14 protein-coding genes are annotated in these 13,509 nt (G+C 68.1%); 11 read left to right on the top strand and 3 right to left on the bottom strand.

Annotation, left to right across the window (positions count from 1 at the left end; all coding sequences use genetic code 11):
* Positions 1–47: 47 nt before the first annotated feature.
* Both J1C73_RS02035 and J1C73_RS02030 read left to right on the top strand, forming a co-directional pair.
* The gene (locus J1C73_RS02035) at positions 48–971 is read left to right on the top strand and encodes an LLM class F420-dependent oxidoreductase (RefSeq protein ID WP_207314789.1); all 924 of its coding nucleotides are present in this window, start codon (positions 48–50) and stop codon (positions 969–971) included.
* Positions 972–1,115: 144 nt separating this feature from the next.
* Entirely contained in the window at positions 1,116–1,859 is a 744-nt protein-coding gene (locus tag J1C73_RS02030) for a GntR family transcriptional regulator (RefSeq protein WP_207314807.1), read from the top strand.
* Positions 1,860–1,917: 58 nt separating this feature from the next.
* On the opposite strand, the gene J1C73_RS02025 is transcribed toward J1C73_RS02030, so the two are convergent.
* Together J1C73_RS02025 and J1C73_RS02020 are read right to left on the bottom strand one after the other, a co-directional pair.
* Positions 1,918–3,066 carry an RNA polymerase sigma factor gene (locus tag J1C73_RS02025; RefSeq protein ID WP_207314806.1) on the bottom strand — a complete coding sequence of 383 codons (1,149 nt, stop codon included), beginning with the start codon at positions 3,064–3,066 and terminating at the stop codon, positions 1,918–1,920.
* An 8-nt stretch (positions 3,067–3,074) separates the two neighbouring features.
* Positions 3,075–3,482: a YciI family protein gene (locus J1C73_RS02020; protein WP_124286136.1), complete on the bottom strand. Its 408-nt coding sequence runs from the start codon at positions 3,480–3,482 to the stop codon at positions 3,075–3,077.
* Positions 3,483–3,923: 441 nt separating this feature from the next.
* Here J1C73_RS02020 and J1C73_RS02015 point away from each other — a divergent pair, with 441 nt between their 5' ends.
* The gene (locus J1C73_RS02015; protein ID WP_207314788.1) at positions 3,924–5,333 is read left to right on the top strand and encodes a DEAD/DEAH box helicase; all 1,410 of its coding nucleotides are present in this window, start codon (positions 3,924–3,926) and stop codon (positions 5,331–5,333) included.
* Between the two features lie 247 nt (positions 5,334–5,580).
* Here J1C73_RS02015 and J1C73_RS35855 read toward each other — a convergent pair whose 3' ends face one another.
* Complete coding sequence (locus J1C73_RS35855; RefSeq protein ID WP_207314787.1) at positions 5,581–5,754, bottom strand: beta-N-acetylglucosaminidase domain-containing protein; 174 nt, start codon at positions 5,752–5,754, stop codon at positions 5,581–5,583.
* On the opposite strand from J1C73_RS35855, the gene J1C73_RS02005 reads away from it, so the two are divergent.
* The 8 genes from J1C73_RS02005 (at position 5,733) to J1C73_RS01970 (ending at position 13,494) form a co-directional block, all read left to right on the top strand.
* Complete coding sequence (locus J1C73_RS02005) at positions 5,733–5,993, top strand: hypothetical protein (protein WP_207314786.1); 261 nt, start codon at positions 5,733–5,735, stop codon at positions 5,991–5,993. The genes J1C73_RS35855 and J1C73_RS02005 overlap by 22 nt on opposite strands.
* Before the next feature lie 379 nt (positions 5,994–6,372).
* Complete coding sequence (locus tag J1C73_RS02000; RefSeq protein WP_207314785.1) at positions 6,373–7,278, top strand: LysR family transcriptional regulator; 906 nt, start codon at positions 6,373–6,375, stop codon at positions 7,276–7,278.
* A 422-nt stretch (positions 7,279–7,700) separates the two neighbouring features.
* Entirely contained in the window at positions 7,701–9,266 is a 1,566-nt protein-coding gene (locus J1C73_RS01995; RefSeq protein WP_207314784.1) for a 4-hydroxyphenylacetate 3-hydroxylase N-terminal domain-containing protein, read from the top strand.
* Between the two features lie 96 nt (positions 9,267–9,362).
* Complete coding sequence (locus J1C73_RS01990) at positions 9,363–10,298, top strand: VOC family protein (RefSeq protein WP_307797585.1); 936 nt, start codon at positions 9,363–9,365, stop codon at positions 10,296–10,298.
* Positions 10,295–11,047, top strand: a complete 753-nt coding sequence (locus tag J1C73_RS01985; protein ID WP_307797584.1) for an RraA family protein — start codon at positions 10,295–10,297, stop codon at positions 11,045–11,047. The genes J1C73_RS01990 and J1C73_RS01985 overlap by 4 nt, the downstream gene beginning before the upstream one ends.
* A gap of 3 nt (positions 11,048–11,050) precedes the next feature.
* Positions 11,051–11,473 (top strand): cupin domain-containing protein, encoded by a 423-nt coding sequence (locus J1C73_RS01980; RefSeq protein WP_207314783.1) that lies wholly within the window; start codon positions 11,051–11,053, stop codon positions 11,471–11,473.
* A gap of 57 nt (positions 11,474–11,530) precedes the next feature.
* A complete protein-coding gene (locus J1C73_RS01975; RefSeq protein WP_242643573.1) occupies positions 11,531–13,081 on the top strand; it encodes an aldehyde dehydrogenase family protein in 1,551 nt (516 codons plus the stop codon).
* Between the two features lie 11 nt (positions 13,082–13,092).
* Entirely contained in the window at positions 13,093–13,494 is a 402-nt protein-coding gene (locus tag J1C73_RS01970) for a RidA family protein (RefSeq protein WP_207314781.1), read from the top strand.
* Positions 13,495–13,509: the final 15 nt, after the last annotated feature.

The raw sequence follows: 13,509 nt of genomic DNA, 5'->3' as shown, positions 1-13,509 counted from the left end.
ACACACAAGGTGGAATGCTCGCCCAACTCACCTGGTTTCGACATGACATGACTGTTGGAGTAGCAATCAGCCCGACCGACGCCGACAACCAGATCGACGCCACCGTGCGCCTTGCCCAGGAGGCCGCGGCCGCGGGGCTGCGGTCCGCCTGGTTCGGGCAGACCTTCGGGGCGGACTCTCCCCAGCTCGCTGCGATCGTCGGGCGGGAAGTGCCGGGCATCGACGTGGGCACGTCCGCGATCCCCGTCTTCGGCCGCCACCCGCTGCTCGTCTCCAGCCAGGCCCAGACCGCGCAGGCGGCCACGCACGGCCGCTACCACCTCGGACTCGCGCTCGGCACCAAGCTGCTGACCGAGGCGGGCTTCGGCATCCCCTTCGAGCGGCCCATCGCCCGGCTGCGGGAGTTCCTCACCGCTCTGAGGCAGCTCACCGAGACCGGCAGCGCGGACTTCCACGGCGAGCTCCTCACCGCGACCACACCGGCCCCCGCGCGTGTGCCCGGAGCGGAGGCGGGCGTGCCGCTGCTCGTCGCCGCGATGGGCCCGCAGGCGCTGCGCGTGAGCGGCGAGCTGGCCGACGGGATCCTGCCCTATCTCGCCGGGCCCCGGGCCCTGGCCGAGCACATCGTCCCGGCGGTGACCTCGGCCGCGCGGAACGCGGGCCGTCCCGCGCCCCGGATCGTGGCGCTCGTGCACGGCGTGGTCACCAGTGATCCCGACGCCGCACGCGAGACGGCCGCCGGACAACTCGCGTTCTACGAGCAGATCCCCTCCTACGCACGGGTCGTGGAACTGTCCGGCGGCCGGCGCGCCGCCGACGTGGCCGTGATCGGCGACGAGCGGACGGTCGCCGCCGAGGTGCAGCGATACCGGGACGCCGGGGCAACGGAGGTGGTGTTCTCGGGGACGGACCTGGCCGGGGACGCCGGCCGGCGCCGGACCTGGGAGCTCCTGGGGGAGCTGGCCGGCTGACGGCGTCAGCGGGGCGGGGCCGTGGTGCGACCGGCGTCGAAGCGGCACCGGAACCGACACATTGTTATGACATATATACGTACAGAGCTTGAGTCGAATGTGCTGCATACTGACTCCGTGGCACAACGTCTTGAGGAGCCCGACATGGAGTCGATCACCAGGCTGATCACCATCGACCGGAGCAGCCCGGTGCCGCTGTACTTTCAGGTCGCACAGCAGCTTCAACAACTCATCGAGTCCGGCACGTTGGCACCGGGAACGCGGCTGGAGAACGAGATCGCCCTGGCGGACCAGTTCGGGCTCTCCCGCCCCACCATGCGCCAGGCCATGCAGCATCTGGTGGACAAGGGGCTGCTCGCACGCAAGCGGGGCGTGGGCACCCAGGTCGTCAACAACCGGGTACGCAGGCAGATCGAGCTGACCAGCCTGTTCGAGGACCTCAAACGCGACGGCCGGCGGCCGCGCACCACGTTGCTGTCCATGCAGACCGTGCCCGCCTCCGCCGAGGTCGCGGCCGCCCTCAAGCTCGAACCCGGCACGGACACCCTGGCCCTGCGCAGGCTGCGTTACGCGGACGACGAGCCCATAGCGGTCATGGAGAACCATCTGCCGACGGGCCTCCTGGGGCTGACCGAGGACGAGCTCACCGGGCATGGCCTCTACGAACTGCTCAGGCGGGCCGGAATCTCCCTGCGGACCGCCGACCAGACCATCGGGGCGCGCCGGGCCACCGCGGCGGAGTCCCGGCTGCTGGACGAGTCCCGGGGCGGCACCCTGCTCACCATGGAGCGCACGGTCCTCGGCGACGCGGGGCGCCCGGTGGAGTTCGGCTCACACCTGTACCGGGCGTCCCGGTACTCGTTCGAGATGACGCTGACCGCGCGCTGAACCGCGCAGCCAGGCGGCCCGCCGGGCATCGGGATCCGCCCTCGCGCGGCCACTCGCGTCAGCGGCCGGAGCGGCGGGCGTTGAGCCGGGCGGCCTGGCGCGTCAGGTGGTCGCGCTCGGCGAGGTCGGGTGCCTTCCGCGCCGCCTCGGCGTACAGCCGCGCCGCCGTCGCGTGGTCGCCGTCGCGCTCGTGGAGGTACGCGGCCACCGCGGCGTACCGGGGCAGCGAGTCGTCCAGCGCCGCGAGCGCCGCCAGGCCTGCCCCCGGTCCGTCGGCCTGGCCGACAGCCACCGCACGGTTGAGCCGGACGACCGGGCTGTCGGTCAGGCGGGCGAGCTCGTCGTACCACTCGACGATCTGCACCCAGTCGGTCTCCTCGGCGGTGGGCGCGTCGGCGTGGAGTGCCGCGACGGCGGCCTGGGCCTGGAACTCGCCCAGCCGGTCACGGGCGAGGGCTGCCTGCAGGATCTCGACACCCTCGGCGATCGACTCGGGGTCCCACCGGCCGCGGTCCTGTTCGGCGAGCGGCACCAGACTGCCGCCCGGCGCGACCCGGGCGGCACGCCGGGCATGGTGGAGCAGCATGAGGGCGAGCAGCCCCGCCACCTCGGGGTGGTCGATCGCGGCCGCGAGCTGCCGGGTGAGCCGGATGGCCTCGGCAGCGACGTCGACGTCACCGGAATAGCCCTCGTTGAAGACCAGGTAGAGGACGCGCAGCACGGTGGCGACATCACCGGGCCGGTCGAACCGCACGCCGGAGACAGTGCGCTTGGCCCGGCTGATGCGCTGCGCCATGGTCGCCTCGGGCACCAGGTAGGCCTGGGCGATCTGGCGGGTGGTCAGCCCCCCGACGGCGCGCAGCGTGAGCGCGACGGCGGACGACGGCGTCAGCGACGGATGCGCGCACAGGAAGTAGAGCTGGAGCGTGTCGTCCACCGCGGACGCGGGTCCGGGCACCGGCTCCTCGTCGACGAGGTCCTCACGCCGGCGGCGGGCGGTGTCCGCCCGGGCCGCGTCGAGGAACCGGCGCCAGGCCACGGTGACCAGCCAGCCCTTCGGGTCCCGGGGCCGGTCGCCCGGCCAGACGCGGACGGCCTCGGCCAGCGCGTCCTGCACGGCGTCCTCGGCCGCCGCGAAGTCGGCTCCGCGGCGGACGAGGATCCCGAGCACGCTCGGTGTGAGGCTCCGGAGCAGGACCTCGTTCACCTGAGAGGTCACTCCGTGATGGTGTGCGACGCGGTCAGGAACGGGCGCAGCTCCAGCCACTCGTGGATCGGCTTCCCGCCCGCCCCGGGGGCGGCCGACAGCTCCCCGGCCAGCTCGACGGCGCGCTCGTAGCTGTCGACGTCGATCACCATCCAGCCTGCGATGAGGTCCTTGGTCTCGGCGAACGGCCCGTCGGTGACCGGCGGGCGGCCCTCGCCGTCGTACTGGACGAACGTCCCACCGGGGGCGAGCGCCTGGCTGTCGACGAACTCGCCGGTCCGCTCCAGCCGGTCCGCGAAGTCGTTCATGTACTGAACGTGGGCCGAGATCTCCTCCGGCGTCCACCGGTCCATCGGCACGTCGTTGACCGGGGCCGGGGCGCCGCGGTAGTGCTTGAGAAGCAGGTACTTGGCCATGGTGTTCTCCTCGGCGCTGGTGCGAACCATTCCGGTCGCGTTCACTACGGGGACGGAGCCGGTCACGGGTTCTCGACATGGCCGGCCGAGTTTTTTTCTGGCTCTCATGGAGAGATCACCAGCGACCAGCCAACTGAATCATGAGGAGGCCCGGCTCGAAGCCCTCTCACCTCGCCCGGATGACAGGATTTGAACCGCGCCCCCTGGCGGCCAGGAGCGCGGCTTAGCCAGACTATCTGGACAAATGGCAGATTCTGCGGGTGCGGGGAGAACGGGGAACCCTCTCGGCGATCGGCAGACCACCCGCGGCGGTTCCGTCCGGCGCGAGGCCTCGGGGCCCACTGGTAAAATGGGGCGACGCTTGCGGTATCGCCGGGGCCCGTGCCGAGGGGTACGGGCCTCTGCGCGTTACGGAGGCCCCACCCTGAGGAAGGTTCCCCCATGAACGCGAAGCCGCCCGTCTCCGGGCACTCCGGTGCCCGCAGGAACCAGCGGGCCGAATCCGCGCGGGACGCGCTCGGCACGCCCACGGCGGCGGATACGGGGCTGCCGCCTGCCGCGACATTCGCCGAACTGGGGCTGCCCGACGCGCTGCTGACGGCGATGACCGATCTCGAGGTCACCGAGCCCTTCCCGATTCAGGCGGCGACGCTGCCCGACGCGCTGGCCGGCCGGGACGTGCTGGGGCGGGCACAGACCGGGTCGGGCAAGACCCTGGCCTTCGGGCTGGCCCTGCTCGTCCGGACCACCGGGCGGCGCGCGGAGGCGAAGCGGCCGCTGGCACTGGTGCTCGTCCCGACACGGGAGCTCGCCCAGCAGGTGGGCGATGCGCTCGCGCCGTACGCGCGGGTGCTGGGGCTGCGGATGACGGCGGTGGTCGGCGGGCTGTCGATGGGACCGCAGGCGGCCGCGCTGAAGGCCGGCACCGAGGTGCTCATCGCGACCCCGGGGCGGCTCAGCGATTTGATCGCGCGCCGGCACTGCCATCTGGACCGGGTGGGGATCACCGTGCTCGACGAGGCAGACCAGATGTGCGACATGGGCTTCCTGCCGCAGGTCGCGGAGATCCTGGACCAGGTCCGCCCCGACGGCCAGCGGCTGCTCTTCTCGGCCACGCTTGACCGGAACGTCGACCAGTTGGTGGAGCGCTACCTCGACGAACCGGTGCTCGCCTCGGTGGACCGGGCCCGGGCCGCGGTGACCACGATGGAGCACCACGTCCTGAACGTGCACGCCGCCGACAAGTACGCGGCGGCGACCGAGATCGCCGCCCGCGAGGGGCGGGTGCTGATGTTCCTGGACACCAAGGCGGCGGTGGACGCCTTCACCCGCCATCTGAAGAGCAGCGGAATCCTGGCGGCCGCCCTGCACAGCGGGAAGTCGCAGCCGCAGCGGACGCACACGCTGGACCAGTTCAAGCGCGGCGACATCACCGTCCTCGTGGCCACGAACGTGGCGGCCCGCGGCATCCACATCGACGCGCTCGACCTGGTGGTGAACGTGGACGCGCCCGCGGACCCGAAGGACTACCTGCACCGGAGCGGCCGCACGGCGCGGGCCGGCAATGCGGGCAAGGCCGTCACACTCGTCACCCCGGGCCAGCGGCGGGACGTGAACAAGATGATGTCCGAGGCCGGGGTCCGGCCGACGGTCACTCAGGTACGGTCCGGCGAGGCCGAGTTGACACGGATCACGGGCGCGCAGCGGCCACCGGCGGCCAAGCCCGTACAGACCGGCAAGCGACCCTTCCGGGGCATGGGGACCCAGGCCCCGAAGGAGAACCGGCGCGCCGCCCAGGCCCGCCAGGCCGCGGAGGCCCGCAAGGCGGCCCAGGTGCGCAAGAGCCGATGAGGGCCGCGGCCTCCGGCTCCGGATGCGGCAGGCAGTCGGCCCGACGTCCGTCAGCGGGGTGCCGGCGTCGCCGTCAGTGCTGCTCCCAGGAAATGCGCAGGCAGTACGGCCGCCCGGTGCGGCGACACCCCGCACGGCCCCAGCCTCGACAGGCGCGACATCTCCGACCTGTGCCCGCCTTCGCCGTCCAAGGCGTACGCGGCCGCCCGGTCCGCCGAGATCTGCCCGGAGGCGGTCACCGGACGGTTCAGCGCCAGGCCGGGCAGCCCGATGCCGGGTCGGTCGGCGGGCCCAGGTGGAGGCGGTCGGGCGCGTAGTCGTTCACGGGGTAGTTGTCGAAGATCAGCGTGCTGCGGTGCCGCCGGCCGCGGCCGGTTCCAGCTTGTCCCCGTTGGACACATGTACAGCGAGTCCGCTGCATTGCATCAGCGGCAGGACCGTGTCGACTATCGCGTCAGCGACGTCCTGCACGTGCAGGGCCGAGGCGAGGGCTTCGGCCGCGCGCGGATCAGACTGCGGCGCGCTTCGTCGGTGGCGCAGTCGCGCGCGATGCCGGTCAGTGCCATCGGGCACCTCGGCCCGTCGAACCGAACCTTGCCCTTCGCGTCGATCCACCTGACGGTGCCGTCAGGCCGGATGATGCAGTGGCACGCCGCGTAGTCGCCGATTTTACCCTATTGAGGAGAATAACGGACTCGCCACAGTAGGACCGCTGTCCAACCCAGGCTGCACCATGCGCACCTTGCTGAACGCATGTTCGAGTCATGGCTTGAGCCTCACCACCGCCCTGTGACCGCAAGCCCCCACCGCAGTGGTTCGCGGGCTCGGACACGGCGCGACCGAGTCGTTTTACCGGTCCCCCTCGGCCGGCCACCTTCACTGGCTTCGGCTTGTCACTCCGACCGGAAACGCGCGGCTCGACCGCACCCACACGGGAAAAGGGCACCCGCAATAACGAGCCGCCGAGGGATACACGCCACATCATGGCCGGCCTTCCGGCTTGCCGGCGCCCGCCAGAGACCATGGAAGGCAGAAAAGAATGGACTTTCGCCAAATCGAGTACTTCAGAGCCGTCGTCGAGGCCGGTTCGGTTTCGCAGGCTGCCAAGAATCTGAACATGACGCAACCACCGGTGAGCCACGCCATCGCAAAGTTGGAGGCAGAGCTTGGGGTGCGGCTGCTTGAGCGCACGGCGAAGGGCGTCCACCCCACCCAGGCAGGGTTCTACCTCCTTTCCAAAGCAGGGCGTCTGGTGGCTGACCGAGATCGCACGGTCGAGACGCTGAAACTGATGGGCGAGGGCGCCGTGGGAGACCTGCGCGTCGGCGTGGAACCCATGGTCATCAACGAACTCATCGCCGACGTTCTGGCTGAATTCCTCGAACAGTCTCCAGGAGCTCGCGTCAGTCTGACCGACGTCACTCCCGATGTGATCATTCAGAAGATTCGGTCCGGCGAGTTGGACATGGGATGCATTCCCTTCGGCCCCAGCCAGTTCGCTGGATTCGTCGCCGACTTCTGCGATTGGTATCCAATTCTGGGAATCAACATCAAGCTTGCCGTTCCGCGGTACCGCGCACGCGAACAGCACCCCGACGGCAACGGATGGGGGCGCTGGATCCTTCCGTATCGACTCCCGGCGTTCGCGGGCATGCCCGACGCCGTCGAGCAGGCATTGACGGACGACGACTCCTTCGAAGTCCTCGAAGTCTCTACGCCGCAGACCGCACTCGCCTTTGTCGCCGCAGGGCTTGGCGTGGCTCCTGTGACCGATCGCATCGCAGGCAAGAACGATTCGGTGGTCCTCCTGGATCCTCCACGGTGGCTCGGCCCCATGCAGGCGACGCTGCTTTGGAGGCGCGATGCCGAGTTCACTCCACTGATGGAGGGATGGCTGCAAGCGACTCGAATCGTGGCCGAGCATCGACGCACGATCGGATCGTGATCCGATCCGCACGGCCGACCCATACAAGAAACTATGGCGCCCTCCGATGTCTCATGTATGGAAGGAAGCGGGAAAAGCGAATGGAGGGTCAGCAATTCAAGAAAAATATCATGTGATGCACGTCACTTCCGAGGCGGTTCCGACGCCCCTCCCTGCTCGCGTTGGGTCATGAACTGCCTGATCAGAGGCTGTTCGCGGTAAGGATCAGCGACACACCGGCCGGCTACCGACACACTCGCAAGAATCCGTATCCGCGGACACCTATTGCCCGCACCTGCCGCTCGTGCAAGTCTTCCTGGCAATTCAACACCGCAGGCAACTTCGGATCGACAAGCGAGACCCTCCTTAGTGGATCGCTAATCACGTATTGTCTGAACCGGTGACTTGACCCGTCCAGGGGTGGCAAGAAAGGTTTTCGGTTCATGAAGACGGAAAGCGCGAATCAGACGGCAAATGGCGCGGCCGGCCGTGAATACATCCCCTTCACCGGGGACGAGTATCTCGAAAGCCTCAACGACGGCCGCGAGGTCTGGATCTACGGCGAGCGGGTGGAGAACGTCGCCGAGCATCCGGCGTTCCGCAACTCGGCCCGCATGATTGCCCGCATGTACGACGCCCTGCATGATCCGGCGCGTAAGGACATCCTCACCGCTCCCACGGAGTGGGGAGGCTTCACCCACCGCTTCTATCAGGCGCCGAAGAGCGTCGAGGAGCAGGTGGCTTCCCGCGATGCGATCGCCGAGTGGCAGAAGATCACCTGGGGCTGGATGGGCCGCTCCCCCGACTACAAGGGCTGTTTCCTGGGCACCCTCGGTGCCAACGCGGAGTTCTATCGCGGGATCGAGGACAACGCGCGCAACTGGTACCGCAAGGCTCAGGAAAAGACGTGGTACATCAACCACGCCATCATGAATCCCCCGGTCGACCGGGGGATGGGCGCCGATGCGGGCAAGGACGTGTTTGTCCGGGTCACCAGGGAGACCGACGCCGGTTTCTACGTCTCGGGTGCCAAGGTGGTGGCCACCGGTTCGGCCCTTACGCATTACACCTTCGTCGGGCACGTGGGACAGGTCGCCATTCAGGATCCGGCCTACTCACCCGTGTTCATCATGCCCACGAACTCCCCCGGCGTGAAGCTGCTCTGCCGGACGTCCAACGAGTACCGTGCCGCCGCGCTGGGCAGTCCGTTCGACTACCCCCTGTCGAGCCGGCTGGACGAGAACGACGCGATTCTCGTGCTCGATGACGTGTTCATCCCCTGGGAGAACGCGTTCATCTACAACGACCTCGAGCAGGCCAACAAGTACAACATTCACTCGGGCTACCTGGAGCGGGCTTCCCTCCACGGGTGCACCCGGTTCGCCGTCAAGATGGACTTCCTCGTCGGCATGCTGTCCCGGGCTCTCGACGTCACCGGAGCGGGCCAGTTCCACGGCGTGATGTCGCAACTCGGCGAGGTCATCGCCTGGCGCAACACGTTCTGGGCACTGTCGGATGCCATGGCGAAGAGCTCGGTGCCGTGGAAGGGCGGCATGATCCAGCCCGATCCGCAGTTCGCCGGCGCCTACCGGGTGATGAACCAACTGGCCATGCCGAAGATCAAGAACATCATCGAGCAGGTGGTGGCCAGCGGTCTGATCTACCTCAACTCCCACGCCAAGGACTTCAGGACCCCGGAGATCCGCGGCTACCTGGACACCTACCTGCGCGGGACGGGCGGGATCGACGCCGAGGAGCGCGTGAAGGTCATGAAGATGCTCTGGGACTCCATCGGCACGGAGTTCGGCGCCCGCCACGAGCTTTACGAGATCAACTACATCGGCAGCAACGACGTGACGCGTCAGACCAACCTGTTCGGCGCACGGGGCAGCGGTCTTCTCGACTACTGCAAGAACTTCGCGCAGAGCGCCATGGACGAGTACGACCTGGACGGCTGGACCGTGCCGGACCTGATCGGTCCCGACGACGTCAGCATCCTCAAGGGCTGACCTGCCGTGCGGCTCCCCGTCGAGGGAGCCCGGCCCATCCGGCGGCGGCGAGTGACCGAGCTCGTCGGCGCGTTCCCACCGACCACAGGAGGACCCGTGGCTACGGCAATTGATGCTGCCCAAGTCACCTACGAGGCACCCGATCTCGACGTGATGGAGAAGTTCCTGACCGCCTTCGGCATGACGAAGGCAGCGGGCAGCGACGACCAGACCCTCTACATGCGAGGGACGGGCACGCAGCATCACATCCATGTGACGCGCAAGGCCGACAGGCAGCGCTTCGGCGGTGCCTCGATCGAGGTCGCCTCCTTCGACGACCTCGTCGAGCTCGCCGCGATGCCCGGGTCCTCGCCGGTCCAGGAGTCGACGGAGCCCGGCGGCGGCTACCAGGTCTCCATGACCATGCCCGACGACATCATCATCCGGGCGATCTGGGGCCGGGAGAAGGCCGAGCCGATAGCGGACCGGGAACCCATCGCGATGAACAACATCCGCGACAAGAACCGGGTCAACTCCTCCGTCCGCGTCTCCGTCGCACCGTGCACCATCGCGCGCCTGGGCCACTTCGTGCTCCACGTGAGGAATCACGACGAATCCATGGCCTGGCTCAACGAGCGCTTCAACTTCCTGCCCTCCGACTATTTCGTCCCGCCGGGCGAACAGGGCCCCATCGTGGGCACCTTCGTCCGGCTTGACCTGGGCGAGCAGCTCGTGGACCACCACTTCATGCTCGTCCTGCAGTCGGACTGGGTGGGAGTCCACCACAGCGCATTCGAGGTGACCGACATGGACGCGGTGATGTCCTCGCACGACTACCTCCTCCAGGAGGGATACAGCCTCGACGTCGGAGTCGGCCGCCACATGCTCGGCAGCCAGGTCTTCGACTACTGGAAGGACCCGTTCGGCTTCCGTATCGAGCACTACACCGACGGCGACACGGTGGACAGCGGCTACCGGCCGACCAAGTTCAACGGGACCGCGAGCGAGACCACGCAGTGGGGCAACCGTCCGCCTCTGGAGTTCTTCCAGTGACCGGCGACGTGCGCGTCGACCGCGCCGAGCCGCTGCCCGACTCCGTCCGCGCGCAGTTGGCGTCCGCGGGATCGGCCACCGTGGCCAACATGCTGCTCCGCCGCGGGCTGCGGAACGTGATCATGTCGGGCGTCCAGCCCCTGGCGGCCGGTCAGCCGCCCCTGGTGGGCCCGGCCTACACACTGCGGTTCATCCCCGCACGTGAGGATCTCGACACCCTCACCAACTACGCCGGCAGCGAGAACCTGCACCGGCGTGCGATCGAGGAGTGCCCGCCCGGCGCGGTACTCGTGATCGACGCGTTCGGTTCGACGGCCGCGGCATCCATGGGCGACATGATGGCGGCGCGTCTCAGGTACCGCGGTGTGTCGGGTGTGGTCACCGACGGCGGCTACCGGGACTCCGGGGCCATCAGGGAGACCGGCCTTCCGTGCTACCAGCGGAACAACGCACCGAAGGCGACCCCCATCGCCCTGCACCCGGTGGCTCTGGACCAGCCCGTCGGCTGCGGCGGAGTGGCGGTCTACCCGGGTGACGTACTGCTGGGTGACAGCGACGGCGTCGCCGTCATCCCCCGCGGTCTCGCCGCGGACATCGCCGTGGAGGCTTCCGAGGCCGCCGCGTACGAGGAATTCGCAGCCCTCGAAATCCAGCGCGGCAGGTCACTGTTCGGACTCTTCCCCGGCACAGCGGAAAGCCGCCAGGAATACGACACATGGGTGGCCGCCGGCCGCCCCGGTTTGGAGTGAGAAATGGACATCAACCCCGCGAGCATGAAGTCGCTCGAAGTCCTGATCCATGCCACGGATCTCAAGGACGAGGACTGGATCGACTACCCGGACTACGGGTTCCGGCAGTACTTCCTTTTCAAGAACCCGGACACAGGCGCCAGTATCGCCCTGCTGGAGTACGAAAAGGGCGGCACGATCCCGACCAGGCACACGCACGCCTCGAACCAGTTCATGTACTGCCTCGAGGGCGACTACGAGTACACCGATTCCGGCCTCCGGCTGAGTCCCGGATCGTTCTACATGAACCCGAAGGACCACCCCCACGGTCCGACCCTGGCGCACCAGCGCAGTGTTCTCGTCGAGATCTACGACGGCCCGCACTACTACGAGAAGCCCGAGTACCACACCGACGAGACGATCGGGGACTTCCTTGCGAAGGAATGATGCGCCGATGTCCTCTCCGTATTCCAGCCCAGCCCGCAATGTTGATGGGGAACGATGATGTCCGAGACCACCAAGACTCTGTTTGACACCGAGAAGGTGCTTGCCGAATTCGGCCTGGACCGCGTGCACCCCGGCACCTACACGGACTCGCTCGGCTGGGGAAGCGCCGAGGGTCGTCCGGTCATCGAGGCCCGCTGCCCGGCCGACGGTGAGCTTGTGGGCCGTGTCGCAGCGTCGGACGCCGGGGACTATGAGCTGATCGTGGCCGCCGCGGTCGAGACGCAGAAGAAGTGGCGGATGGTTCCGGCGCCGCGTCGCGGCGAATTCGTTCGTCGCATCGGTCAGTTGATCGAGGAGAACCTCGACAGCCTGGCCGCCGTCGTCTCGCTGGACACCGGCAAGTCGACGATGGAGGCCAAAGGCGAACTCCGCGAAGCGATCGACATGTCCACCCTGGCCGCCGGCCAGGCGCGGATGATGTACGGATTCACCCAGCAGTCCCAGCGCGCCGAGCACCGCATGTACGACCAGTGGCTGCCGCTGGGCGTCGTCGGGCTGATCAGCGCGTACAACTTCCCGGCCGCCGTCTGGGCACAGAACGGCTTCCTCTCCGCAATCGCCGGCAACACGGTGATCTGGAAGCCGAGCCCCAAGGTACCGCTGACCGCCATCGCTGTGCAGAAGCTGGTCAACAAGGCCGCGGCGGAGCTGGGATGCGAAGGTGTCTTCTCGCTGTTCATCCCCGAGGACAACGCGGTCGCCGAGAGGCTGATCGCCGACACCCGTGTCGCCATGATCTCGTTCACGGGCTCCACGACCGTGGGCCGGAAGGTCAGCGACATCGTCGGATCCACGCTCGGCCGCCGCTACCAGCTGGAGTGCTCGGGCAACAACGGCTGCATCGTGGACGAGACCGCGGATCTCGAACTCGCCGCGAAGGCACTGACCTTCGGTGTGGTGGGCACGACCGGCCAGCGATGCACGAGCACCCGCCGCGTCATCGCCCACGTGAGCATCGCCGACGAGCTGGTCGAGCTGATGAAGAAGTCCTTCGACCAGATCACCATCGGTGATCCGCGTGAGAAGGACACCGTCGTCGGACCCCTGATCGACGAGCAGGCGGTGGCGGACTACCAGCGGGTCCTGGCCGGCGCCGAACGCGACGGCGCCACCGTGGTGTACGGCGGCAAGGTGATCGAGCGTCCGGGCCTGTACGTCGAGCCGGCCATCGTCGCGGGTGTCGAACCGCACTTCGAGGTCGCCCAGTCGGAGACCTTCGTCCCCATCGTCTCGGTGCTGACCTACGACGCTCTCGACGAGGCCATCGAGATCCACAACGGCGTCGCGCAGGGGCTCGCCTCGGGCATCCACAGCACCAACCTGACCAACATCGAGACCTTCCTGTCGGCCCGCGGAAGCGACTGCGGCATCGTGCGCATCAACATGGGCACGACGGGCGCCGACGTCGGCGCCGCCTTCGGTGGCGAGAAGGAGACCGGCGGAGGCCGTACGGCCGGTTCCGACGCCTGGAAGGGATTCATGCGCCGCCAGAGCGTATGCGTGAACTGGGGCGGGACCTCCGCCTGGGACAGCCGGATCAACCTCTGAGGATCACCACCATGAAGAAGGAACGTTTCTCCTCTGCCGCCGTGCGGGAGCCGGCGGACAAGACCTGGTCGAACTGCCTCCGTGTCGACGACCTGATCCTGATCTCGGGAATGACCGCGCGCGGTCAGGACGGGGAGACCCTCCTCGGTGACACCGCCTACGAGCAGGCCAGGGTCGTCTTCCAGAAGATCAAGGACCTGGTCGAGGCGGCCGGCGCGCACATGGACGATGTCGTCAAGATGACGATCTTCGTCACGCACATGAGCGACAACACCGCCGTGTGGAAGGCCCGTCAGGATTTCTTCTCCGGCAACTTCCCGGCCTGCTCCCTGGTCCAGGTCGCGGCCCTCGCCAAGCCCGAGATCCTGCTCGAGATCGAGGCTGTCGCCGTGGCCGGCTGCAGCCGGGACTGACCCTTCGCGGCGACA

The organism is Streptomyces laculatispora (assembly GCF_017353455.1).
In the GTDB taxonomy this organism is placed as follows: domain Bacteria; phylum Actinomycetota; class Actinomycetes; order Streptomycetales; family Streptomycetaceae; genus Streptomyces; species Streptomyces laculatispora.
This window is presented reverse-complemented; position numbering and strand designations above follow the sequence as displayed.

Coding starts and splice junctions, on each gene's coding strand:
- J1C73_RS02035 (WP_207314789.1), top strand. CDS start 48: ATGACTGTTGGAGTAGCAATCAGCCCGACCGACGCCGACAACCAGATC.
- J1C73_RS02030 (WP_207314807.1), top strand. CDS start 1,116: ATGGAGTCGATCACCAGGCTGATCACCATCGACCGGAGCAGCCCGGTG.
- J1C73_RS02020 (WP_124286136.1), bottom strand. CDS start 3,482: ATGGCCAAGTACCTGCTTCTCAAGCACTACCGCGGCGCCCCGGCCCCG.
- J1C73_RS02015 (WP_207314788.1), top strand. CDS start 3,924: ATGAACGCGAAGCCGCCCGTCTCCGGGCACTCCGGTGCCCGCAGGAAC.
- J1C73_RS02005 (WP_207314786.1), top strand. CDS start 5,733: ATGTACAGCGAGTCCGCTGCATTGCATCAGCGGCAGGACCGTGTCGAC.
- J1C73_RS35855 (WP_207314787.1), bottom strand. CDS start 5,754: ATGCAGCGGACTCGCTGTACATGTGTCCAACGGGGACAAGCTGGAACC.
- J1C73_RS02000 (WP_207314785.1), top strand. CDS start 6,373: ATGGACTTTCGCCAAATCGAGTACTTCAGAGCCGTCGTCGAGGCCGGT.
- J1C73_RS01995 (WP_207314784.1), top strand. CDS start 7,701: ATGAAGACGGAAAGCGCGAATCAGACGGCAAATGGCGCGGCCGGCCGT.
- J1C73_RS01980 (WP_207314783.1), top strand. CDS start 11,051: ATGGACATCAACCCCGCGAGCATGAAGTCGCTCGAAGTCCTGATCCAT.
- J1C73_RS01975 (WP_242643573.1), top strand. CDS start 11,531: ATGTCCGAGACCACCAAGACTCTGTTTGACACCGAGAAGGTGCTTGCC.
- J1C73_RS01970 (WP_207314781.1), top strand. CDS start 13,093: ATGAAGAAGGAACGTTTCTCCTCTGCCGCCGTGCGGGAGCCGGCGGAC.